Source organism: Haloarcula sp. Atlit-120R (assembly GCF_003665885.1).
Lineage (GTDB): Archaea > Halobacteriota > Halobacteria > Halobacteriales > Haloarculaceae > Haloarcula > Haloarcula taiwanensis.
Window position 1 is genome coordinate 191,946 of the sequence record NZ_QPLN01000001.1, and the last position, 20,817, is coordinate 212,762.

Here is a 20,817-nt window from a genome sequence, read left to right on the forward strand (position 1 = left end):
TCTCGGGAAAAGTGCGTGATTGTATCTGTAGTTCTCTACTGTCTATATAGCTGACTCGTTACTGAACCTCGTCGATAACTTCGTTGAGGGCGTCGAGTTCCGCCTGCATCGCTTCCTCTGTCCGTGGGACGTAGCCGATGTCCTCGGCGACGAGTTCAGTGTTGGCGCTCTGTTCGATGAAATACCGAGCGAACTCGGCGACGTGCTCCTCGGCGAGCGCGCCCTTCTGTGGATAGGTGAACAGGGGGCGAGAAAGGGGCTGGTAGTCGCCGGCCTTGGCTGTCTCCAGTGAAGGCTCGACACAGCCGTCGCCGTTGTCAATGCTGAGTGCCGTGACTGCGTCCGTGTTACTCTGGTAGTAGGCGAAACCGAAGTAGCCGATGGCGTACTGGTCCTGCTGGACGCCCTGCAGGATGAGGTTATCCTGTTCGGTGGCTTCGTAGTTGCTGGTGTGGTCCGCTTCCTCGCCGAGAATCGCCTCGTTGAAGTAATCGAACGTCCCGGACGTGTCGGCGGCACCGAACCGGTTGATCGGCTCATCGGGCCAGTCCGAATTCACGTCCGCCCAGGTCGACGCACCGTCTGCGCGCCACATCTGTCTGAGCTGCTCCGGCGTCACGCAATCGACCCAGTCGTTCTCCGTGTTGACGATAACGGTCACCGCGTCGGTGGCGACCTGAATCTCGTGGAACTCAATGTCGTTATCGGCACAGAGCTGCTTCTCTTCGCTAGAAATCGGCCGTGAGGCGTTGTTGAACTCGGCGTTTCCGACACAGAAGTGGTTGCTGAAGCCGCCACCGGACCCCGTAGAGGAGAGACTGATGTTGACTTGGCCGTGTTGCTTCTGGAATTCGTTTGCGACGGCCGTCGCGAGGGGGAACACCGTGCTGCTCCCCGTGATCGTAATTTCACCGGACAGCTGTCCGCTGCCGCTACTGTCGGTGCTGCCACCGTTGTTACCGGTGCTTCCGTCACTGCCATCAGAGGACTGTTCAGTACAGCCGGCCAGTGCCAGCGCTCCGATTGCACCGGAGCTCGTCAGAAAACGACGGCGGGAGAAACCACCGCTCGGTGAATCTGTCATCATCCAGTTCCAGATGAAGAGCGGATAAGTACCCTACTATTAGCCCTATATCCAGATATAAACGCTATATACTGCTATATATTATTGTGTTCTCCTACCAAGCTATGCCGTTAAACCGATTCAGCGGCCGTCTGAAGCCGTTTTAATCCTAATACAGAGCGAAATCCATCACATACTCCGGTGGTGGCAGACCACTTGGAATAGTGCTTTCACAGTGGGTTGTGATTCCATGGCAGCATCTGATAGAGCACCGATGGCTAATATATAGTCAAATCATATTTTATAAATCTCTGGCGTGTATTTGTAGTACTATGGAGACGCGCAAAGTACAGTTGACGGGTGGGTCCACGTATACCGTCTCATTACCGAAGGAATGGGCGACAGAGAACGGTGTCGAGAGCGGCAGTATCGTCGAATTCTACGCCGAAGACGACCTGCTACTGGTCTCGCCACAGCACGGCGACGACCACGTCGAGGGAGCGCTGGACGTGACCGGCCTGGAAAACAGGCACGAACTCACGCGGGCAGTGATGACGATGTACGTCAGCGGCTTCGACATCATCCGACTGGAAGCCGCTCGGATCACGGCCGAGCAGCGACGCATCATCCGCGATGCGACCCAGGGACTGGTCGGCCTCGAGATGATCGAGGAAACGGCTGCCCGTGTTGTTCTGCAGGACCTGCTTGACTCCTCGGAACTCTCTGTTCTCAACGCCATCACACGTATGCGACTCGTGTCGCTAACGATGCTCTCCGATGCTGTCGAGGCGCTCATCGAGGACGACAACGACCTCGCAGAAGACGTGATGCAACGCGACGACGACGTAGACCGGCTCTGGTACATGGTCTCCCGTGTGTTCCGAACCGTCCTCCGGAACCCGACAGCGGCTAACGAGATCGGCTTCCCGCGTGAGACTGTGTTCGATTACCAGTCCAGCGCCCGGCAACTCGAACGCATCGCCGACCACGCGACCAAGATCGCCGGCCTCTCACAGGAGATTGACGAAATCACCGGCGAAACCGCCGACCTTCTCGACCAGCTGGAGACCGAAGCCATTGCGGTCCCCGAAACCGCGATGGATGCGCTGTTAGCTGACGACAACGACGAGGCCGTCGAGCTGGCAAACGAGGCTCGGTCCCGCATTCCCGAAGTCGATGAAACCGCCCGCGAGGTCGACGGAAAAGTCAGGGAGCTAGATCCACAGAGCGCACAACTACTTGGTCGCGTGGTTGACTCGCTGTCCCGGACTGCAGACTACGGTGGCAATATCGCCGAAAGCGCACTCCAGAAGGCTGCGCCACGGCCGTAGCTGTCGCTCCGAACCTGTGGCCAGCTAAAAACGCTGATTGCGCGCCGGATTACTCGACAAGCACGGCGTTGACCTGCCCGTGCTGCCCGGGACGGGAGGTCACGCGGGCACGTCCCTCGGTGGTTTCGAGGATTGCGCCTTTCGTGATGATGTTTCGCCGGGCGTAGTTCGGGTTCGACGGGTTCTCCACGACGTTCTCGATGGTCGCCTCGATGGTTTCCGCGCCGTCAGCGATGCTCGCAACGTCGGTCTTGACCGCACGGACCTTCTGGGTGTTGCCGCGGGAGTCAACGGTCTTCAGTCGCTGCTCGCCGACCTGCGTCTCGACGGTGTCCTTCCCGAGCTCGTGTTTCTTCTTCTTGTGGTTCGGTCGTCGGCGTCCGCCTGTCCGCTTGCGAGGGGAGCGTCCCTGGTCTTTCATAGGGGAAGGAAGACCCAGCGGCTACTTGAACCGTTCGATGCCGACTCGCCATCGTAATCGTTACCCCCGTGCCGAGCGGTTGCTCTGACGATGAGTCTGAAGACGGCCGTCGCCGCGCCGTTCCGCCAGCGTGGAACCGACCGGATGGCGGAAAGCGAGTTCGTCGTCGCGCTCTCGCTGGACCGGAACTGGTTCTCGCCCGACCAGGCCAAGACACTGGTCGATGTGGCCGCAAGCGAGGGGTTAGTCGAACGGGACGACGACGACCTCGTCGTCGGATTCGACGCCACGCACACCGACATCCCGGATGGGTTCACGCCCGGCGAGGAAATCCTGCAGTCGCGGTCGACGTTCGAGCGGGTGCTCGACGCTGTCGTCGAGGCCGGCATCGAAAAGCAAACCGCCGTCGCCGGCATCAACGCGCTTCAGTCCGACATCGGCGTTACGCTTGAGGCCGCGGCTGTCGTGTATGCGCGAAGTGAGAGTGTCGATGTCGAAGCTATCGCGGCGGACGTTCGGGAGGAACTCTGATGGTCAAGGACAGAATCACTGACGGCCGGCGGATCGGGCAGTTGCTCGCCTCGGAGTTGACCGGTCTCCAGCGCGGCCCGTTCGCGGACATTTCCGTCGTTGATGCGGACAGAGACGTGGAGCCGACGCCTGACGGGGCTTTCGCCTACCGTGTGACGGCCAACGACACTGAAGTGGCGGTTGTCGAGGTGACGCCGGAGACGGCCCGACTGGTCCTGAACGCGGAGCCCGTAACCGTCCCAGAGCGTAACGATATCACAGCCGACGGGGGGACCGTTGTTGTTCACAGCGGCGCGGCGGTGAAAGCCACGGTCGACGTGCTGGAGCAGACTCTCTCGGGGTAGACGGTCTTTCGGAGGACGGAAACGGTTGGACACCGACTGAACTGCACTCAGTGACGGCTCGGCTCAGCGATAGCTGCCGACGTCCATGCGACGAATCCGGTCAGGATGAGCACGGAGCCGAGTATAGCTGTCACGGCAGCGATAGCAAGCACCAGCGTTGGAAGGCCAAGCGGCGTCCCGAGGGCGATGACAATCGGTGTCACTGTGATACAGAGCGAGCCCAGCGCGACGGCCCGGCGCTGTGTCGTCGTCAGTTCGATACCGAGATGGAACAGCGACCCGGGTTCCGGGTCGGGGGCGGCGAGGCCGAGACACAGCAGTGGGACGCCGATAAACACCAGCGTCGCGGCGACGGCGTACGACCAGAACAGCCACTGCTCGGACGCGGGCGCGAGCGACAGAAGCGCGCCGAGGGCCACGAGCACGACACCGCCGACGAGTCCGAACTGCCGCAGCCGTGGGTCATCCAGGGCTTCGCTCAGGTCTGGGAGAGTCTCGGCCACGTGACCGACATCCACGAAACGATCCATACGCGGGCTTCTCCCTCCGGTGTGAAATAGACAGCGGAAGAAGTATCAAATCTGATTCCACCGAAGCAAGGGGCGACACGAGAAGGAAACGCTTGTATCGCTGCCAACCGCCGCGGTATCTATGCACTTCTTCGACCGCCTCGCGGACCGCATCGCGACCGCCGACAGCGTGGTATCGGTCGGTCTCGACCCGGACCCCGACCGCCTCCCAGACAGCGTGCTGGACGCCGACCTCCCGCGCTGGCAGTTCAATCGCCGGATTATCGACGCGACCCACGAGCACGCCGCGTGCTACAAGCCAAACGCCGCCTTCTACGAGGACCCCGACGGCTGGCGCGCCCTCGAAGAAACCATCGCCTACGCACACGGCAAAGACGTGCCGGTCTTGCTGGACGCCAAGCGGGGCGACATCGGCAACACCGCACGGCAGTACGCCCAGATTCTCGACGACGAGGCAGGCCCCGCCGCCGACGCCATCACGGTCAACCCCTTTCTCGGACGAGACTCGCTGGAGCCGTTCCTCCAGTGCGCGGACAAAGGGGTGTTCGTTCTCGGGCGCACCTCGAACCCCGGCGGCGAGGACTTACAGGACCTCGAACTGGCCTCCGGCGAGAAACTGTACGAGCGCGTCGTCCACCTCGCTGACCTCTGGAACGGCAACGGGAACGTCGGTCTCGTCGTCGGTGCGACAAACCCCGACGAACTCGAGGAAATCCGCGAACTGGTTCCAGACATTCCGTTTCTCGTCCCCGGCGTCGGCGCGCAGGGCGGCGACGCCGAGGCCGCCGTCGAGCACGGCCTCGCCGACGGCGTCGGCCTCGTCAACTCCTCGCGGGGTATCATCTTCGCCGGCGAGGACGCTGACGCGCGGCGCGATGACTCTGGTGGCGCGTTTTTCAAGGCCGCCGGCCAGTCGGCACGACAGCTCAAAGAGCGATTGAATCAGTTCCGGTAGCTCGTATGGTAGCCGTACCTTCGTGGAGATATTCGCCAGTTCGAGGTGGCAACATTCGGTACGTGATTACAGCCGACAGTATCAGAAGCGGAACGTGTCCACGCCGTCAGGCATGTCTTCCGGCGAGACGCGGTCGCCCGGCCGACCGACCTCTGCGCCACACTCGACGCACATCCCGGTGTCGTCGTCCCAGTGGCGATCACAGACGAGTCGCCCGCACCTGTCGCAGGTGTGGTCCACGTCGGGGCGCTCACAGAGTTCACACAGTCCGGCGACGCTCATGATAGTGGGTAGCACAGCTGGCCGTTTGAATCTTTGGCGGTGTGAGCGTGCAGTGTTCAGCAACCCGTGCCGGGACAGTCCCCGCCGGCCACGAAGTATTTCCCCGTGGCTATTCCTATCTGTAGTATGTTGCCACTCCTTCAGCTTGGAGCGCTGCCATCGCTGCCAGCGATACTCGTCGGCTTGCTGGCTATCGCCGTGGTCCTGCTGGTCGGTCGGCTCGTGATGAAGGTGGCGTGGCGGCTCGTTATCATCGCTATCATCGCCGTCGCCGTCCTCTGGATACTCGGACTGCTGGGCTTTCAGGTCATCTAGAGGCCGGCGAGGAAGTTCCGAATCACGTCGTGGCCGACCGCAGTCAGGACCGACTCCGGATGGAACTGGACGGCCTCGATGGGATATTCGCGGTGGCGGACACCCATCACCAGCTCTGTCCCGTCCTCGGTCTCCGTGGTCGCGCTGACGACGAACTCGTCGGGCACGTCCTCGGCGATGAGCGAGTGATAGCGCCCGCCCTGAAACCCCTGTTCCAGGCCCTCGAAGACCCCCGTCTCGTCGTGGTCGATAGGGAACGCCTTGCCGTGAATCGGCTCCGGCGCACGACCGATGCTACCGCCGTAGGCGTACACCGCCGATTCGAGGCCCAGACAGACCCCGAGCGTCGGCACGTCAGGGCTGACCTCGCGGAGGACCTCCAGCGTGACACCGACATCCCGCTCGTTCTTCGGATGGCCCGGCCCCGGCGACAGGATGATGGCGTCGGGGTCGAACGCCTTGACCTCGTCGAGCGTCGCGGTGTTGCGGACGACTTCGGTCTCTGCGTGTTCGGAGACGTACTCGACGAGATTGTACGTAAAGGAGTCGAAGTTGTCGACGAACAGCACCCGGAGGTCATCCCTGACAGCGTCCACACCAGCGGGCTGTGACGCACTCATCGGGTCACCTCCTCGGGGCCGTCGGCTCCGCTCGCAGCCTCGGTGTCGTCGGCACCCACAGTCGTGTCGACCGGTTCCCCTTCGATTTCCTCCAGCGCCGTCAGCACGCCGTCCATTTTCTGCTCGGTCTCGACGTACTCGCTTTCGGGGTCCGAATCCGCGACGATGCCCGCGCCGGCCTGGACGGTGATGCGGTCCCGGTCGCCCTCGTCCTCGACCGTGGCCGAGCGGATGACGATGGCGAAGTCGGTGTCCCCGTCCCAGTCGAAGTAGCCGACGCCGCCGCCGTAGGGGCCACGCGGCGAGCGTTCGAGTTCGTCGATTATCTCCATGGCGCGAATCTTCGGCGCGCCCGAGAGGGTCCCCGCCGGGAACGTCGCGCGGGCGGCGTCGAAGGCGTCCTTGTCCGCGGCGAGCCGGCCAGTGACCGTGGATTCGATGTGCTGGACGTGGCTGTACTTGAGGACGTTCATGAACTCAGGAACGCGGACGCTCCCGGCCTCGGCGACGCGGCGCACGTCGTTGCGCGCCAGGTCGACCAGCATGGTGTGTTCGGCCCGCTCCTTCCCGTCGGCGAGCATCTCGCCGGCGAGGCGGCGGTCCTCGACGGGGGAGTTTCCGCGCTGGCACGTCCCCGCGATGGGGTTCGAGACGACGTGGTCGCCGGCGACCGAGACCAGCGTCTCCGGGCTCGCGCCGACGATGGTCAGGTCGTCGTAGCCCAGCAGATACATGTACGGCGAGGGGTTCACCGCCCGGAGCGCCTCGTAGAAGCCCAGCGGGTCGACCTCGCCGTACAGCTCGCGGGTCCGCGAGATGACGCCCTGGTAAATGTCCCCCGAGAGGACGTACTCCTTGGCGCGTTCGACGGCGTCCTCGTACTCGTCTTGCGGACCAGCAACTTCGTCCTCGCGGCGGAAGCCGTCAGTCTCCAGCGGGGCGAGGTCCGTCAGCACGGCCTCGACCCGTTCGGCCTCGGCGACCAGTTCGTCGTAGCGCTCGCCGGCGTCCTCGCCTTGCCTGACAACAGGTGTGAACACGAGCGAGACAGTATCCTCGACGTGGTCGAATCGGACCGTCGACGTCGTGAGGACGAACTGCGCGTCCGGGAACCGCGAGTCGGGGCGGTCCAAGCCGACCTCGTCGAGCCAGAGGTCGTAGACGGCGTCATAGGAGAGGAAGCCGACGAGGCCGCCTTCGAGATGCTGGCGGTCCATCTCCGGGAAGTTCCGCAGCGCCACATCGGGCATCGCGGCCCGGAGGTCATCAACCACGTCGCCGCCATCGGTCGTCACGAGGTCGGCGTAGCGGTCGTCGAACGCCTCGACCTCGCTCTCGTCGCCGGTCACGGTAACGACAGCGCGCGGGTCGTAGCCGACGAAGGAGAAGCGGGCGTGGCGGTCGTCGGTCTCCGGCGCGAACGCGCCGTCGGGGTCGCTGGAGGCGACCTTCTCGGCGCTTTCCAGCAGGAACGTGTAATCGTTTGCGGCTACGTCACTCGTGCGGCCGGTCAGCGCTGCGTACGCGGTCAGCGGTTCCACGTCGACGTCCAGCTCCGCGGCGGTGCGGACGACGACCGGGCGGTCGGCCTTGGCGTGTTCGACGAACTCCTCGCGGGAGATATCGAGGGTCATACCGCTCCCTCCGCTGCTTGCTTGGCGTTCCGGACGAACCGGCTGACCGCGTCGTGGTCTTTCGTGCCGCCAGCGGACTCCACGCCGCTCGCCACGTCGACGGCGAACGGTTCGACCGTCTCGACGGCGTCGGCCACGTTCTCAGGGGTCAGTCCGCCGGCCAGCACGATGGGCACATCCAGCGAGTCGACGAGGTCGCGCGTGCGCTCCCAGTCGTGTGTCTCGCCCGTGCCGCCGCCGCCGTCGGCGTCGACTGAGTCCACGAGCAAGGCGTCGGCGTGGGTGGCATAGCTCTCGATGGCTGGCGCGTCCGCCTCGACGACGGCGACGATATCCTGGGTGATGCGGCTGTCGAGGGCCCCGAGTTCTGCCGGTGAGAGTCCGTCGTGGACCTGCACTGCGTCGGGTTCGATCCTGTCGACGCGCCTGACGGCCTCCTGAACCGTCGTCGGCATCGTCACCAGTACGCTCGTCACGAACGGCGGGACGCCGTCGGCGAGCTTCTCGGCAGTGGCCGCATCGACTTCCCGTGGTGTGTCGACCGGGACACCGTGGATGACGCCGACCGCGTCAGCGCCGGTCGTAACGACGGCATCGCGGTCCGTGCTGTCCGTCACGCCACAGATCTTCACGCGCGTCATGCCCCGATCAGATCGTCGAGTTTGTCGGCCGCCGCGCCCGACTCGATAGCCTGCCGGGCCTGTTCGACCCCCGCCTCGTGCGTGTCGGCGACACCGGCGACGTAGATGGCTGCGCCAGCGTTAGCGAGGATGATGTCCCGCTTCGCCCCGGTGATCTCTCCGGAGACGATGCCACGAAGGTCGGCGGCGTTCTCCGCGGGCTCGCCGCCCGCCATGGCCTCGATGTCATGTGTCTCAAGCCCCATGTCTTCCGGGGAGATGGTGTACTCCGCGATCCGGTCGCCGGTTACTTCCGCGACAACCGTCTCGCCGTGGACTGCAATCTCGTCGAGGCCGTCGCCGTGGACGACCAGCGCCCGCTCGACATCCAGTCGAGCCAGCGCTTCGGCCATCACGGGCACGAGGTCCGGGTCGTAGACGCCAAGCACCTGTGCGTCCGCATCGGCAGGGTTCGTCAGCGGGCCGAGAATATTGAACACAGTCCGCATCCCGAGTTCCTGGCGCGGGCCGATAACGGCCTTCATCGCCGGGTGGAACACGGGTGCGAGCATGAAGCCGATCCCGTCTCGTTCAATCGTCTCCTCGACAGCCGGCGGTTCGGCCTCGATGTCGACGCCGACCTCTTCGAGCACGTCGGCGCTCCCAGACGATGAAGAGACAGAGTAGTTGCCGTGTTTGGCAATCGGGACGCCAGCCCCGGCCGCGACAATGGCGCTCGTCGTCGAGACGTTGATTGTGTTGTAGTCGTCGCCACCGGTCCCGCAGGTGTCGACAAGCCCCTCGCGGTCGGGCCGAATGGTCCGTGCGGCGTCTCGCATCCCCTCCGCGAAGCCAGCGATCTCGGCCTCTGTCTCCCCCTTTGCCCGCAGTGCCGTCAGGAGCGCTCCGATCTGTGCCTCGGTCGCATCCTCGAAGACAGTCGTCGCGACGGTCCGAGCCTCGTCCTGTGTCAGGTCTTCACCGTCGGTGACGCGTTCAATATACTCTTTCATTGTATTCACCAATGGACTCTTTCGTGTTGTGATGTACAAATCCGTACATTGACTTAAGCCTATCGGGACTTTGCCCGTTGACGGATACGTGTGGACAATCAACAGACAACGTAGCGATACGGAATTCGAAACCTTCAATTACACCCGCCGGAAACAATGTGGTGTACCTCGCAGTGAGGGTTCGTGGTCTAGGTCGGTTATGACACCTCCTTGACATGGAGGAGGCCGGCGGTTCAAATCCGCCCGAACCCATTTCTACTATCCCTGCCGGCGAGCGAAGCAAGTCTGCAGCGATTGCTGGCGTTGGTTCGCCGAGTCTGTGCAAACGCACCCGTCTCGACGTGGACCACAATCCTCCCGAGTCCACTCCCGTTGTCGTCGGGAATGAGTACGACACTGGCGCACCCCGACGAAGCCGGAAGCAGACCGATCGGCCGGCAGAACCGTCCCATAGTTTCTTGCCCCAACCGCGTTAGAGTCATCTATATGAGAGATCAGGTCCAGTCGGCGGACGCGTTCGAACAGTTCGTGCTGCTGGCCGTTGTGGAACTCGAAACCGCCGGTGAAACGCCAGTCCACTCCTATCACGTGACGCAGACAATGAAAGCGCACCTCGCAGATATCGACCGACAGCCCTTCGGCGGCGTCGAGCGCCAGAAGGTCATCTCGGTGCTGGGACAACTCGCCGAGAAGGGACTCCTGAGCAACGAAAAGACGGAGTCACCCACGGGGAAAGGGCGGCCGGGATACGGACTGGCTGGAGACCCGGATGAAGTGCTTGAAGCGCTGTCGACGACGGACGAATTCAACTCGTATATCGAAACGGTGCGGTCCTCGTAGGTTCCCGTTAGACGACACTCACGTCGCCACCCTCTTGATCGAGAGCGGGTGGTTGGCCCACTTCGAGACGGTCAAGGCGGTCCATAATCGTGTGGACGACATCGTCTTTCGTACAGGGTGCGACGTGGACGAGTTCGCTGCCGTCGTATTCAGCCAGCCCCATGACTGGCAACGCCATAGCGTCGTACGCCGACTCCGCTACTTCTGAATCAACGGTTGTGTCCTGATAGAACGAGTCCAGCGAGACATTGTTGCTCAGTGCCCACTGCTTGAACTCGGCGACCCGGTTCAGGATGTACTTGCCTTCCTCCGTCCGTGCGGCGGCCGACTGCGGTGCGATCTGTTTGCCCCAGACGATGACGTTGAACCCGTCGATGTGGTCGTTCTCGTCGAGCGTCTGAAGCCGGTCGATGACCGCTTCCTGTCGTTCGTGTGCGCCGTCAGGCAGCATCGACCGGACATACAGTTCAATATGAGGTGTCGGGTTAGTATCACTCATGGCTATCCGACAGCACTCCCGGCTGACACATATAGATACTGTGAGAGATGTCTGCATAGTACAGATGGCCCTTTCAGGACGAGATACGCGCGAAATCAGCAGTATCTGTGAGCGGTCCGATTCCAGTTGTAACGCAAATTTGGAAGTAGTTAACAGCTGAAAGCGATATCGGATTTCTTACTATTCGCTGTTCGACCCGGACGAAAGACCGTGGAGATTCTCGTGGATACCGAGAATGAGCGCGGGAACGACGATCATGAAAATATGTTCTTCGATGGGAATCCCGAGCAGGTCGACACCGGTCCGGAGTTTGATTTCGAAGACACCAACGGTCAGTGTGTACCAGTCCCAGACGTAGGCGATCGGATAGAGCGCGACGATGGTCTTGGCCGCCATCCGGAGGGCGTTCGCGCGCCAGAGCAACACGAGAGCGATACTCCCCCAGATCACCTCGGTCACTAGGTAGGTGTAGGGGCCGAAGACCCCGATGTCAGGCAGCATACACCGACCTTAGATCTACGGGCCTAAAGCTTAGTTCGTCTCTCGGTTTCCGGGGACTAAACCAACCTTGATAACCCCACACGTCGAATCTACGAATTGTGAAGAACGATGGATATTGCTGATATCGCCACCAGAGAATTTGTCGAGGTTGACGCCAACAAGCGCTTGGGGAAAGTCCGGTCTATCTTCGAACGCGAGAACCCCAAGGGTATCATCGTCACGGAAGACGGTGACTACGCTGGCGTTATCACGCAGAAACAGCTGGTCCAGTCCCATGTCGAGGACAACGCGAAAGCGGGGGCGATGACGCGCTCGGCGCCGAAAGTCGAGCGCACCGACGACGTGCGCGAGGTCGCGCGCGTCCTCGTCGAGGGTGGTGTCAAGCTCGCGCCGGTGTTCGAGGCGGGCGAGCTCTGGGGTATCGTCACCGAGGACGATATCCTCGACGCGGTTCTCGACAACCTCGACGCACTGCGCGTCGAGGACATCTACACGCAGGACGTCATCACAGTCTCTGAGGACACCAACGTCGGGCAAGTCGTCAACCTCCTCCGGAAACACGGCATCTCCCGGCTTCCGGTACTTGGTGACGACGACGGCCTGACTGGGATGGTCACGCGTCACGACATCGTCGACGTGGTCGTCCGGGACATGAACAAGACGACGCGGGGCGACCGCTCCGGCGAAGTCGAGCGCGTGCTCGACATGCCGGTCTACGACGTAATGAGCAGTCCGGTGGAGACGGCAAAGCTCGGCGACTCCGTCGAGAACGCCGTCGCGCGGATGCTCGAAAACGACTTCGCCGGGCTCGTCGTCACGCCGGAAGAGGACGACACCCACGTCGCCGGCATCCTCACGAAGACCGACGTGCTCCGTGCGCTGACCTACACCGAAGAAGAGCACATGGACGTCCAGATCACGAATATAAAACTGCTGGACACCATCTCCCGTGCGGATATCCGGGCCGACATCGAGACGGTCGCGGACAAGTACGGAGCGATGCAGGTCCAGCACGCGCACGTCCGGTTCCACGAGCACAAGGAGAAGCTCCGTGGCACGCCGCTCATCCAGTGTCAGATCCGCCTGCGCACCAACAAGGGTCAGGCGGCCGGCTCCGGTGAGGGCTACGGCGCTGAAACCGCCTTCAACGTCGCGCTCGACAAGCTAGAACGCAACGTCCTCGAACTGAAAGGCGTTCAGGCCGACGAGGAGTACCGCGGCCAGCTCCTCCGTAAGCTCGGCGAGCTATAACCGGATACTCGTTTTTTCTATCGCTCGGCGACCTGCACGAGCTGCTTGCCGATGTTCTCGCCCTCAAACAGCCCGAGGAACGCGTCGGGCGCGTTCTCGATGCCTTCGGTGACGGTTTCTCGGTAGGAAATGTCGCCCGAGGCGACCCACTGACCGAGCTGCTTCGTCGCTTCCTCGAACCGCGGCTCGAAGTCGGAGACGAGAAGCCCTTCGACGGTTGCCCGGGACTGGATGACCTGAGTCAGCTTGCGCGGCCCCATCGGGACCTCCTCGCTGTTGTACAGCGAGATCTGTCCGCAGACGGCGACGCGCGCGTCGGTGTTGAGTCGCGTGAACACCGCGTCGGTGATCGGGCCGCCGACGTTGTCGAAGTAGGCGTCGACGCCGTCCGGCGCGGCCTCGTCCAGCGCGGCCCGGTAGTCGTCGGTCGTTTTGTAGTTGATGCCAGCGTCGAAGCCGAGGTCGTCTTCGAGGAACGAGACTTTCTCGTCGGAGCCGGCGAAACCGACGACGCGTGCGCCCTGGAGCTTGGCGAGCTGACCCGCCACGGAGCCGACGGCGCCCGCAGCGCCGGTGACGACGAACGTGTCGCCGGCCGCAGGCTGCGCGACTTCCCGCGTGCCGAAGTACGCTGTCAGGCCCGGCATCCCTAAGACGCCGAGCGCTGTCGAAATGGGTGCGAGCTCCGGATTGACTTCTGTGAGCACCGGTCCGGGCGCTGTGGCGTACTCCGCCCACTCTAGCTCGCCGGTGACGACATCGCCCTCGTCAAAACGTGCACCGTTGGACTCGACAACCTCACCGACGACAGCACCCTTGAGCGCGTCGCCCACATCCCACGGGTCCGCATACGATTCGCTGTCTCGCATCCGGTCACGCATATACGGGTCGACAGAGAGGTACAGCGTCTTGATGAGTACCTCGCCGGGCCCCGGGTCCGGGATCTCTTCCTCGGAAAGCTCGAACGTATCGTGGTCGGGCGTCCCTTCGGGGCGCTTCGCCAGCCGGTAAACGCGGTTTGTGTTCGACATCACCCCTCATACACTTGCGACTTGAAAGGGGGCTTCGAAAGGAGAAACAAGCACCGGTTTTATAGTTTATCTAATAATTATCCACGGGTATTGTGCAGCCACGAGGGATGCATCGCTGATCGAGAGCGGTGAAGCGGAAAACGCGTTCAAATCAAGCGAGAAGCAGTATCGAGGTCGCCGGCGTTACTGGAAGCCGATCCGGCCGCCGGTTCCAGCCTGACGCTGTGGGCTGGAACCCCCTCTGAACTCCTCTTCCATCTGCTCGTAGTACTCGCGGATGTCGTCGGTAATCGTCGGACGCACGCTGTCCATCGCCTGCCGGAAGTGGCGCATCTCGACTTCCTCCGCGTCGTCGTCCTCACGGAGCGCCTCGATAGCGGCCTCACGGGCAATGGATTCGAGGTCCGAGCCGACGAAGCCCTCGCTGACTTCGGCCAGTTCACGCAGGCTCACATCGGGCGACAGCGGCGTGTCGTCCGTGTGGATCTTCAGGATCTGCTCGCGGCCCTCGATATCGGGCTCGCCGATCATCACCAGCCGGTCGAACCGGCCCGAGCGGATGAGGGCCGGGTCGATCATGTCCGGGCGGTTGGTCGCGCCGATGACCATCACGTCCTCCATCTCTTCGAGCCCGTCGAGTTCGGTCAGGAGCTGGTTGACGACGCGTTCGGAGACGTTCGACCCCATCTCGCCGCCCCGACCCGGTGCCAGCGAGTCGAGTTCGTCGAAGAAGATGATGGTCGGGGCGACCTGGCGAGCCTTCCGGAACGTCTGGCGGATGGCCTTCTCGCTCTCGCCGACCCACTTGCTGAGTAGTTGCGGCCCGCGGACCGAGATGAAGTTCGCGTCCGTCTCGTTGGCGACAGCTTTCGCCATGAGCGTCTTTCCGGTGCCGGGCGGACCGTACAGCAACACGCCCGACGGCGGCGTCACGCCCATGCGCTCGAACTTCTCCGGGGAGTTCATCGGCCACTCGACGGCCTCCTGGACCTGCTCTTTGGGCTCGCTGAGGCCGCCGACGCTGTCCCAGGACACCTTCGGGAGTTCCACCAGCACTTCCCGCATCGCCGACGGACTCACCTCGTTGAGCGCGCCCTTGAAGTCGTCGCGCTTGATTATCATGCGGTCGATGAGGCTCGGCGGGATGTCCTCCTCGTCCAAGTCGATTTCGGGGAGGTAGCGCCGGAGCGCCTTCATCGCGGCCTCCTTGGTCAGACTCTCGATGTCGGCTCCGACGAAGCCGTGCGTGTCCGTCGCCAGTTTGGCGAGGTTCACGTCGTCAGACAGCGGCATGCCGCGGGTGTGAATCTGGAGGATTTCCTCGCGGCCGACCTCGTCGGGCACGCCGATCTCGATTTCGCGGTCGAAGCGGCCGGGGCGGCGAAGCGCCGGGTCCACGCTGTCGACGCGGTTGGTCGCGGCGATGACGATGACCTGGCCCCGCGATTCGAGGCCGTCCATCATCGTCAGCAGTTGGGCGACGACGCGGCGCTCGACCTCGCCGGTCACGTCCTCGCGCTTGGGCGCGATGGAGTCCAGCTCGTCGATGAAGATAATCGAGGGCGATTCCTCGCTCGCGTCCTCGAAGATCTCGCGTAACTGCTGTTCCGATTCGCCGTAGTACTTCGAGATTATCTCGGGGCCGGCGATAGAGAAGAAACTGGCGGAGGTTTCGTTGGCGACGGCCTTCGCGAGCAGGGTCTTCCCGGTGCCGGGCGGCCCGTGGAGCAAGACCCCCTGTGGCGGCTCGATGCCGAGCTTCTTGAATATCTGGGGGTGTTTCATCGGCAGCTCGACCATCTCGCGGACCCGCTGAATCTCGTTTTGGAGGCCGCCGATGTCCTCGTAGGTGATGCCGCCGCCGGTCTTCTCGAACCCGGAGATGGGTTCCTCGCGGAGTTCGACCTCGGTGTCCTCAGTGATGAGACAGACGCCCTCCGGCTCGGTCTCGACTGCGATGAGCGGGATGGCCTGTCCGGGCGAGCGCATGAACGGGTGGTTCGTCGAGGACATCACGGGGACGATGTCGCGCTCGACGACCGGCCGCTTGAGAATCTGGCGTTTGACCATGCCGGCGGCGTCGGAGCCGAACTGGACCGATGCCTCCTCGGGCGGGGCGAGCACGAGCTTGTCGGCCTTCTCGGCCTCGGCCTTGCGGATGGTGACGCGCTCGCCGATGCCCACGTCTGCGTTCTGGCGCGTGAAGCCGTCGATGCGGACGGTGTCGGTGTTCCAGTCCTGTCGGTCGGCCCGCCACACCTTGGCCGCGGTCGTATCGCTCCCTTCTATCTCGATGATGTCGCCGGGGGAAAGCTTGAGATGCAGCAGCGTGTCGGGGTCGAGTCGGGCGATGCCGCGCCCCGAGTCGTTCGGGTACGCCTTCGCCACTTCCAATTGGACTTCGTTCATAGTAGAGCCTGCTTACAACGAACTCGGGTAGCCCCGGAGATATGCTTTATGCTACCGGCGGCCAAGACGCAGGGCGACGGGTTTATATGATACCTAATAACACACCGCACAGCATGCGGTAATAGCCTCTGTTTTGGGACGCAGTGACACAGGCTGCCGCCATCGCCGCGTTTCATAAGGCTGGACCCGATAGCGCCGATATGGTATTTCTTGTTCCCTTCGATGGGTCACCGCTTGCAGATGCCGCACTCGACCGCGCCGTCACCTACGCTGGAGCGCTTGACGAGGATGTCGTCGCCGTCGCGTTCATCCCCACTGGGGCCGACTACGCCGAGCGCCGCCGACGCGTCGACCCCACTGAAGACTTCGCCGCCGAAACCGCCGCAGATGACCTCAGACGCAAGATCGAGGAGGCGACCGACGACTCCGAACTCCGCTACGACGACGTGAGCGCCCACTCCACCAGTGAATTGTCGACGACGATCAGGCAGACCGCCCGAGACGTTGACGCCAGCGTCGTGTTCCTCGGTAGCGACGACACCGAAGACATCGTCGTCCCCATCGGCGAAGTCACAGACGGCGAGTCCTACGACATCCACATCGTCCGCCAGACGTGAGGCTGTAGCGAGAGGGCTTTTACCGGCCCAGCCTGACTCTCCGGGTATGCGAACACTCGCTTTCGATGGCCGGATAGGTGCTGCCGGCGACATGCTGCTGGGGGCACTACTGGCCGCCGGGGCCGACCGCGAGGCTCTGTCGCCGGTTGAAGACGCGCTGGACGTCGAATACGCCGTCTCCGCGGTGGACCGCTCAGGGATTGCTGCAACGCGCGTCGACGTACTGCTGACCGACGCCGACGATGTCGACGATTCTCACGACGACCAGTCGCATTCTCACTCCCACGACCATGACGAGGGACACGGCCACGCTGGGGACGACGACGCACACCCACACACCCACGAAGACCACGACCACACCCACGCTGAGGGGCGCGGCCCGAGCCGAACGTACGCCGAGGTCGTCGAACTCGTCGGGGAGATGGACCTCCCGGCGACAGTGCGAACGGACGCGCTGGCGATATTCGAGATACTCGGCGAGGCCGAGGCGTCTGTCCACGGGACGGATCTCGACGACACGCACTTTCACGAGGTCGGGGCCGACGACGCCATCGCTGATATCGTCGGCGTCTGCCTCCTGCTGGACGACCTCGACATCGAGCGGGTCGTAACGACGCCGCTGGCGACGGGCGGCGGGACTGTCGAGATGAGCCACGGCAGTTACCCGGTCCCGACTCCCGCAGTAGTTGCAATCGCGGAGCAAGCCGACTGGTCGCTGCAGGGTGGCCCCATCGACAGGGAACTCCTGACGCCGACCGGCGCGGCGATTCTCGCCCACATCGCTGACGGGACCGACTCGTTGCCACCGCTCGATCTCGACGCGTCAGGCTACGGCGCTGGCGGCTGGGACCTCGACGACCGCCCCAACGTCTTGCGGGCCATGGTCGGCGACGGCGCGGGGCGGCTCCGCCGCGATGAAATCACGGTCCTCGAAACGAACGTCGACGACGTCCCACCCGAAGTGCTTGGCGACCTCCAGCGCTCGCTCCCGGAGGTCGGCGCACGCGACGTGTCGATAGTGCCGACGACGATGAAGAAGTCCCGGCCCGGCCACATCGTGAAGGTCATCTGCAGGCCGGAAGACGCCGAGCGGGTCGCGCGCCGCCTCGCCGAAGCGACCGGGACGCTCGGCGTGCGCGAGTCCGGGGCCGGTCACCGCTGGGTCGCCGACCGGGAGTACAAGACGGTCGCGCTCTCCGTCGACGGCGAGCAGTTCGAGGTCACGGTCAAAGTCGCAAGTGACACTGACGGCACAGTGTTCGACGTGAGCGCGGAGTACGACGACGCCGCGGCCGTCGCGGACGCGACCGGGCTCCCCGTCCGGGCGGTTATGCAGCGAGCCGAGCGGATGGTGCGGGAATAGCCGCTACTCGTCGGCCGTGTTCGGGTCGGAGTCGCCCTCGTCTCCGTCCCCGACCGCAGTGTCGCTGTCGTGTTCGGCCAGCGCCTCCTCGACGGTGAGCGCGCCGGTGGCGACCTTTCGGGCCAGCCCCTCGCTGATTGCCCGGTTCGTCTCGCTTGCCTCCCGCGAGCGGTCCTTGATCTTCTGGAGTTCGCCGGCGGTGGGTTCGATGGTTCGGCTCTCGATTACCTCGCCGTCGAGCCGGGCGATGTTGACCGCGGCCAGCACGTCACCCATTCCGCGTGCGCCGGACCCGAGATACGGCGTCGTCCCCGTTTCGTCGACCAACTCCACCGGCACGGACTGAATCTCGTCGATGATGCGCGCGCCGACGAGCCGTGCACCGTCGCCGATGCGGACGACCGGGTCGACCGCGTCCTCGACTTCATCGCGAACGATGTCGGTGATTTCCGCCACAGGTACCTGAAACGCCGCGACGACCATATCGCCGTGGAGAATCGCGACACCCGGCCGTTCGCCGGGGTCGATACCGATGACGGTTCGACCGTCACCACCCCGGAGTGTCGAGATGACGGTTTCGACGGCTCGACGCGGTGTGTCCGGGTCCGCCTGCACGAGGTCGACGCCGTCGGGGATTTCGACCGATTCCCCGGCCGCGATGACCGCGACCTCCGCCTCCTCGGGCCATTGGTCGCCCGGTTCGATAGTTGTGAACGCCACGCCACGGTCGCGCAGCTCGTTGACGACACCGTGGTACACTTCGAAGTCCGCTGTGGCGACGACAATCACAACCGGAGTTCGGACGCCGATTACTTACAGATATGGGAGTCCGTTAGTCCACGTTTGTGCTCTAGATATTTACCAGACACCATTGGATACATCGAGTTGGGGACATCTACGATTCCTATTATATTTGATAGGATTTTTATAACAGCTAACTGGACTGCTAGTGATGCGTCCGGTGGTTCGCACTGACGGAGCAGGCGCGGCTTCCGACCCACTGTTCAGTGGTGCCAGCGGAGCCTATCTGGGCTTGCTTCTGGCACCGCCGATTGTACCGGGGCTGAAGTGGGTCGGCGTTACCGAAGCGTGGGCGCTCTACGCCGCGCTGGTCGGGACGGTGACCGCTGTGACCACCGTAATAGGATGGCTGCTCTCCAGTCGACCGGCAGTAGCCGTTACAGTCGGCGCGACTCGCGCCCGGTGGCTTCCAGCGGCGATCGCGGCCGTGTACGCCGCCGTCGGCTTTGCGTCGCTGGAGATGAGTGGTGTCAGTGGCGTGCTGGCGTTTTTCTTCGGCTTGCTAGCCGTTTTGCTCGGAGTCGCTGTCGCGGTTATGTCACAGACACGGTACACTGCGGCAGTTACCGCAGGGGCGGAGGAGTTGACCCGCTGGCGAGCGAGCTGGCCCGAGTCTGCACAGCGTCGGCGGTTGCACGTCGGCGGAGCCATCGCTAGCGTCGCGACCATCGGGTTCGCCGTCGGTGCGGTGTTCGATATCGCCCTGCTCCAGTACATCAGTCAGGTGCTGTTCCCGTCCGGCTTCGTCCTTCTCTCGACAGGCGGAACCCGAACCGTCGTGGCGACCGAGCGCGGTCTGGAAGTCAGACTCCCAATTGCCAGACGGTTCTACGCCTGGGAAGAACTGGAATCTTACGAGCTCGACGCCGAGTCGCTCGTCATCACCCGCAGATGGGGGACTGCCCTCCGGTTTGCAACAGCCGACATCGACGACGTGTCCCTCGCCGAGTGGACGCTGGCCGAACGGCTTTCGGACGACTGACAGCAGTGTCGTCAGGTACCAGTGTTTTTATCCGAACCTGCCCAACCCCTGCCCGTGAGCGAGTACGTCCCGACCGGGTGTGACGCTATTGACGACCTCCTGGGTGGTGGGCTGGAGCGCGGTGCGGTCACACAGGTGTACGGCCCGCCGGCGGCCGGCAAGACCAACTTCGCCCTGTCGGCGGTGATGGAAGTCGCCGCTGCCGGCGACGCGGCGCTGTACATCGACACTGAAGGACTCTCGGCCGACCGGATGGAACAGGTCGCTAGCGGCCGCGCTCGCGGGACCGCCCAGACCGTGGACGACCTCGCCGGCCGCCTCATCATCACCGAGGCGCTGGACTACGACGAGCAGGCCGAGGCCGTCCAGGACGCCGCGGAGTTCGCCGCCGAGGTCGAACTCATCGTGCTCGACAGCGCGACCGGGTTCTATCGACTCCGCCGCGACGACGAGGACGGCGGTGAGACGCTTCGGGACGTGGCCCGCCAGATTACCCACCTGCTCTCGCTGGCCCGCAAACACGACCTCGCGGTCCTGTTTACGAACCAGGTGTTTACCGACCCCGACAGCGACCGCTCAACGGCGCTCGGCGGCCATACCCTCAACCACTGGTCGGGCGCAATCGTCCGCCTGGACCGGTTCCGCGGCGGCAACCGCCGCGCCACACTGGAGAAACACCGCGCCAAACCGGCCGGCGACACGGCCCAGTTCCGCATCACCGACTCGGGACTCGTGGGCGACGACACGCCCGAGACGCCGCAGTAGCCCGCCCTAACTGCCGAACCAGTCGGGCACGGGCCGTCGCGGTTCTGTGGCCGTTCGACGCATACCGCGCGAGCGGAGCGAGCGCGGTTTCACCGAGCA

The 20,817-nt window shown here is 63.6% G+C and carries 24 protein-coding genes and 1 tRNA gene; 12 read left to right on the forward strand and 13 right to left on the reverse strand.

Translation table 11 applies throughout. From position 1 onward, the window contains the following. Nucleotides 1-58 precede the first annotated feature (58 nt). Nucleotides 59-1,087: a phosphate ABC transporter substrate-binding protein PstS family protein gene (locus DVK01_RS01000; protein WP_101350531.1), complete on the reverse strand. Its 1,029-nt coding sequence runs from the start codon at nt 1,085-1,087 to the stop codon at nt 59-61. 308 nt (nt 1,088-1,395) lie between these two features. Between DVK01_RS01000 and DVK01_RS01005 the strand changes: the two genes are divergently transcribed. Beyond that, on the forward strand, nt 1,396-2,394 hold the full coding sequence (locus DVK01_RS01005; RefSeq protein ID WP_101350532.1) for a phosphate uptake regulator PhoU: 999 nt from the start codon (nt 1,396-1,398) through the stop codon (nt 2,392-2,394). A gap of 49 nt (nt 2,395-2,443) precedes the next feature. Here DVK01_RS01005 and DVK01_RS01010 read toward each other — a convergent pair whose 3' ends face one another. After that, the gene (locus tag DVK01_RS01010) at nt 2,444-2,815 is read right to left on the reverse strand and encodes a 30S ribosomal protein S8e (RefSeq protein ID WP_101350533.1); all 372 of its coding nucleotides are present in this window, start codon (nt 2,813-2,815) and stop codon (nt 2,444-2,446) included. 90 nt (nt 2,816-2,905) lie between these two features. Here DVK01_RS01010 and DVK01_RS01015 point away from each other — a divergent pair, with 90 nt between their 5' ends. Both DVK01_RS01015 and DVK01_RS01020 read left to right on the forward strand, forming a co-directional pair. Beyond that, nucleotides 2,906-3,346: a DUF2240 family protein gene (locus tag DVK01_RS01015; RefSeq protein WP_101350534.1), complete on the forward strand. Its 441-nt coding sequence runs from the start codon at nt 2,906-2,908 to the stop codon at nt 3,344-3,346. After that, a complete protein-coding gene (locus tag DVK01_RS01020) occupies nt 3,346-3,690 on the forward strand; it encodes a hypothetical protein (RefSeq protein ID WP_101350535.1) in 345 nt (114 codons plus the stop codon). The genes DVK01_RS01015 and DVK01_RS01020 overlap by 1 nt, the downstream gene beginning before the upstream one ends. A 47-nt stretch (nt 3,691-3,737) precedes the next feature. On the opposite strand, the gene DVK01_RS01025 is transcribed toward DVK01_RS01020, so the two are convergent. Beyond that, nucleotides 3,738-4,220 carry a hypothetical protein gene (locus DVK01_RS01025; protein WP_101350536.1) on the reverse strand — a complete coding sequence of 161 codons (483 nt, stop codon included), beginning with the start codon at nt 4,218-4,220 and terminating at the stop codon, nt 3,738-3,740. Between the two features lie 121 nt (nt 4,221-4,341). Here DVK01_RS01025 and pyrF point away from each other — a divergent pair, with 121 nt between their 5' ends. After that, a complete protein-coding gene (gene pyrF, locus DVK01_RS01030; RefSeq protein WP_121535120.1) occupies nt 4,342-5,175 on the forward strand; it encodes an orotidine-5'-phosphate decarboxylase in 834 nt (277 codons plus the stop codon). Nucleotides 5,176-5,256: 81 nt separating this feature from the next. Here pyrF and DVK01_RS01035 read toward each other — a convergent pair whose 3' ends face one another. Further along, entirely contained in the window at nt 5,257-5,457 is a 201-nt protein-coding gene (locus DVK01_RS01035) for a hypothetical protein (RefSeq protein WP_101350538.1), read from the reverse strand. A gap of 126 nt (nt 5,458-5,583) precedes the next feature. Between DVK01_RS01035 and DVK01_RS01040 the strand changes: the two genes are divergently transcribed. Beyond that, nucleotides 5,584-5,772: a hypothetical protein gene (locus DVK01_RS01040; RefSeq protein WP_101350539.1), complete on the forward strand. Its 189-nt coding sequence runs from the start codon at nt 5,584-5,586 to the stop codon at nt 5,770-5,772. Here DVK01_RS01040 and trpG read toward each other — a convergent pair. Genes trpG through trpD form a run of 4 tightly spaced genes read right to left on the reverse strand, consistent with a single transcriptional unit; the run spans nt 5,769 to nt 9,659 of the window. Beyond that, on the reverse strand, nt 5,769-6,392 hold the full coding sequence (gene trpG / locus DVK01_RS01045) for an anthranilate synthase component II (RefSeq protein WP_121535121.1): 624 nt from the start codon (nt 6,390-6,392) through the stop codon (nt 5,769-5,771). The genes DVK01_RS01040 and trpG overlap by 4 nt on opposite strands. Then, entirely contained in the window at nt 6,389-8,026 is a 1,638-nt protein-coding gene (gene trpE / locus DVK01_RS01050; protein ID WP_101350541.1) for an anthranilate synthase component I, read from the reverse strand. Before trpE ends, trpG begins: the two co-directional genes overlap by 4 nt. Next, entirely contained in the window at nt 8,023-8,667 is a 645-nt protein-coding gene (locus DVK01_RS01055) for a phosphoribosylanthranilate isomerase (protein WP_121513301.1), read from the reverse strand. The genes trpE and DVK01_RS01055 overlap by 4 nt, the downstream gene beginning before the upstream one ends. Then, entirely contained in the window at nt 8,664-9,659 is a 996-nt protein-coding gene (trpD, locus tag DVK01_RS01060) for an anthranilate phosphoribosyltransferase (RefSeq protein ID WP_101351459.1), read from the reverse strand. Before trpD ends, DVK01_RS01055 begins: the two co-directional genes overlap by 4 nt. Nucleotides 9,660-9,836: 177 nt before the next feature. Here trpD and DVK01_RS01065 point away from each other — a divergent pair. Both DVK01_RS01065 and DVK01_RS01070 read left to right on the forward strand, forming a co-directional pair. Then, nucleotides 9,837-9,911 (forward strand) — tRNA-Val (locus DVK01_RS01065). Between the two features lie 234 nt (nt 9,912-10,145). Next, on the forward strand, nt 10,146-10,499 hold the full coding sequence (locus DVK01_RS01070; protein ID WP_121535122.1) for a hypothetical protein: 354 nt from the start codon (nt 10,146-10,148) through the stop codon (nt 10,497-10,499). 7 nt (nt 10,500-10,506) lie between these two features. Here DVK01_RS01070 and DVK01_RS01075 read toward each other — a convergent pair whose 3' ends face one another. Further along, nucleotides 10,507-10,998 carry an HTH domain-containing protein gene (locus tag DVK01_RS01075; RefSeq protein WP_121535123.1) on the reverse strand — a complete coding sequence of 164 codons (492 nt, stop codon included), beginning with the start codon at nt 10,996-10,998 and terminating at the stop codon, nt 10,507-10,509. Between the two features lie 180 nt (nt 10,999-11,178). Beyond that, entirely contained in the window at nt 11,179-11,499 is a 321-nt protein-coding gene (locus tag DVK01_RS01080; RefSeq protein ID WP_101350545.1) for a lycopene cyclase domain-containing protein, read from the reverse strand. A 108-nt stretch (nt 11,500-11,607) separates the two neighbouring features. On the opposite strand from DVK01_RS01080, the gene DVK01_RS01085 reads away from it, so the two are divergent. Next, complete coding sequence (locus DVK01_RS01085) at nt 11,608-12,750, forward strand: CBS domain-containing protein (RefSeq protein ID WP_101350546.1); 1,143 nt, start codon at nt 11,608-11,610, stop codon at nt 12,748-12,750. Between the two features lie 17 nt (nt 12,751-12,767). Here the strand turns inward: DVK01_RS01085 and DVK01_RS01090 are convergent, their stop codons facing one another. Beyond that, entirely contained in the window at nt 12,768-13,781 is a 1,014-nt protein-coding gene (locus tag DVK01_RS01090) for an NADP-dependent oxidoreductase (RefSeq protein ID WP_101350547.1), read from the reverse strand. Nucleotides 13,782-13,964: 183 nt separating this feature from the next. Beyond that, the gene (locus tag DVK01_RS01095; protein WP_101350548.1) at nt 13,965-16,190 is read right to left on the reverse strand and encodes a CDC48 family AAA ATPase; all 2,226 of its coding nucleotides are present in this window, start codon (nt 16,188-16,190) and stop codon (nt 13,965-13,967) included. A gap of 200 nt (nt 16,191-16,390) precedes the next feature. Here DVK01_RS01095 and DVK01_RS01100 point away from each other — a divergent pair, with 200 nt between their 5' ends. Then, nucleotides 16,391-16,807 carry a universal stress protein gene (locus DVK01_RS01100; protein WP_101350549.1) on the forward strand — a complete coding sequence of 139 codons (417 nt, stop codon included), beginning with the start codon at nt 16,391-16,393 and terminating at the stop codon, nt 16,805-16,807. Between the two features lie 46 nt (nt 16,808-16,853). Further along, nucleotides 16,854-18,170, forward strand: coding sequence for a nickel pincer cofactor biosynthesis protein LarC (larC, locus tag DVK01_RS01105; RefSeq protein ID WP_101350550.1), 1,317 nt, complete (start codon nt 16,854-16,856; stop codon nt 18,168-18,170). Nucleotides 18,171-18,173: 3 nt separating this feature from the next. Here larC and DVK01_RS01110 read toward each other — a convergent pair whose 3' ends face one another. Then, the gene (locus tag DVK01_RS01110; RefSeq protein WP_121535124.1) at nt 18,174-18,959 is read right to left on the reverse strand and encodes a hypothetical protein; all 786 of its coding nucleotides are present in this window, start codon (nt 18,957-18,959) and stop codon (nt 18,174-18,176) included. A 163-nt stretch (nt 18,960-19,122) separates the two neighbouring features. Between DVK01_RS01110 and DVK01_RS01115 the strand changes: the two genes are divergently transcribed. Together DVK01_RS01115 and radB are read left to right on the forward strand one after the other, a co-directional pair. Then, nucleotides 19,123-19,953 carry a hypothetical protein gene (locus DVK01_RS01115; RefSeq protein ID WP_121535125.1) on the forward strand — a complete coding sequence of 277 codons (831 nt, stop codon included), beginning with the start codon at nt 19,123-19,125 and terminating at the stop codon, nt 19,951-19,953. Between the two features lie 54 nt (nt 19,954-20,007). Continuing rightward, a complete protein-coding gene (radB, locus tag DVK01_RS01120; RefSeq protein WP_101350553.1) occupies nt 20,008-20,718 on the forward strand; it encodes a DNA repair and recombination protein RadB in 711 nt (236 codons plus the stop codon). The last annotated feature ends 99 nt before the right edge of the window (nt 20,719-20,817 follow it).

Excerpts from the sequence above, each read along its gene's own strand:
- DVK01_RS01000 (WP_101350531.1), bottom strand. The coding sequence starts at position 1,087 with ATGATGACAGATTCACCGAGCGGTGGTTTCTCCCGCCGTCGTTTTCTG.
- DVK01_RS01005 (WP_101350532.1), top strand. The coding sequence starts at position 1,396 with ATGGAGACGCGCAAAGTACAGTTGACGGGTGGGTCCACGTATACCGTC.
- DVK01_RS01010 (WP_101350533.1), bottom strand. The coding sequence starts at position 2,815 with ATGAAAGACCAGGGACGCTCCCCTCGCAAGCGGACAGGCGGACGCCGA.
- DVK01_RS01015 (WP_101350534.1), top strand. The coding sequence starts at position 2,906 with ATGAGTCTGAAGACGGCCGTCGCCGCGCCGTTCCGCCAGCGTGGAACC.
- DVK01_RS01020 (WP_101350535.1), top strand. The coding sequence starts at position 3,346 with ATGGTCAAGGACAGAATCACTGACGGCCGGCGGATCGGGCAGTTGCTC.
- DVK01_RS01025 (WP_101350536.1), bottom strand. The coding sequence starts at position 4,220 with ATGGATCGTTTCGTGGATGTCGGTCACGTGGCCGAGACTCTCCCAGAC.
- pyrF (WP_121535120.1), top strand. The coding sequence starts at position 4,342 with ATGCACTTCTTCGACCGCCTCGCGGACCGCATCGCGACCGCCGACAGC.
- DVK01_RS01035 (WP_101350538.1), bottom strand. The coding sequence starts at position 5,457 with ATGAGCGTCGCCGGACTGTGTGAACTCTGTGAGCGCCCCGACGTGGAC.
- DVK01_RS01040 (WP_101350539.1), top strand. The coding sequence starts at position 5,584 with ATGTTGCCACTCCTTCAGCTTGGAGCGCTGCCATCGCTGCCAGCGATA.
- trpG (WP_121535121.1), bottom strand. The coding sequence starts at position 6,392 with ATGAGTGCGTCACAGCCCGCTGGTGTGGACGCTGTCAGGGATGACCTC.
- trpE (WP_101350541.1), bottom strand. The coding sequence starts at position 8,026 with ATGACCCTCGATATCTCCCGCGAGGAGTTCGTCGAACACGCCAAGGCC.
- DVK01_RS01055 (WP_121513301.1), bottom strand. The coding sequence starts at position 8,667 with ATGACGCGCGTGAAGATCTGTGGCGTGACGGACAGCACGGACCGCGAT.
- trpD (WP_101351459.1), bottom strand. The coding sequence starts at position 9,659 with ATGAAAGAGTATATTGAACGCGTCACCGACGGTGAAGACCTGACACAG.
- DVK01_RS01070 (WP_121535122.1), top strand. The coding sequence starts at position 10,146 with ATGAGAGATCAGGTCCAGTCGGCGGACGCGTTCGAACAGTTCGTGCTG.
- DVK01_RS01075 (WP_121535123.1), bottom strand. The coding sequence starts at position 10,998 with ATGAGTGATACTAACCCGACACCTCATATTGAACTGTATGTCCGGTCG.
- DVK01_RS01080 (WP_101350545.1), bottom strand. The coding sequence starts at position 11,499 with ATGCTGCCTGACATCGGGGTCTTCGGCCCCTACACCTACCTAGTGACC.
- DVK01_RS01085 (WP_101350546.1), top strand. The coding sequence starts at position 11,608 with ATGGATATTGCTGATATCGCCACCAGAGAATTTGTCGAGGTTGACGCC.
- DVK01_RS01090 (WP_101350547.1), bottom strand. The coding sequence starts at position 13,781 with ATGTCGAACACAAACCGCGTTTACCGGCTGGCGAAGCGCCCCGAAGGG.
- DVK01_RS01095 (WP_101350548.1), bottom strand. The coding sequence starts at position 16,190 with ATGAACGAAGTCCAATTGGAAGTGGCGAAGGCGTACCCGAACGACTCG.
- DVK01_RS01100 (WP_101350549.1), top strand. The coding sequence starts at position 16,391 with ATGGTATTTCTTGTTCCCTTCGATGGGTCACCGCTTGCAGATGCCGCA.
- larC (WP_101350550.1), top strand. The coding sequence starts at position 16,854 with ATGCGAACACTCGCTTTCGATGGCCGGATAGGTGCTGCCGGCGACATG.
- DVK01_RS01115 (WP_121535125.1), top strand. The coding sequence starts at position 19,123 with ATGCGTCCGGTGGTTCGCACTGACGGAGCAGGCGCGGCTTCCGACCCA.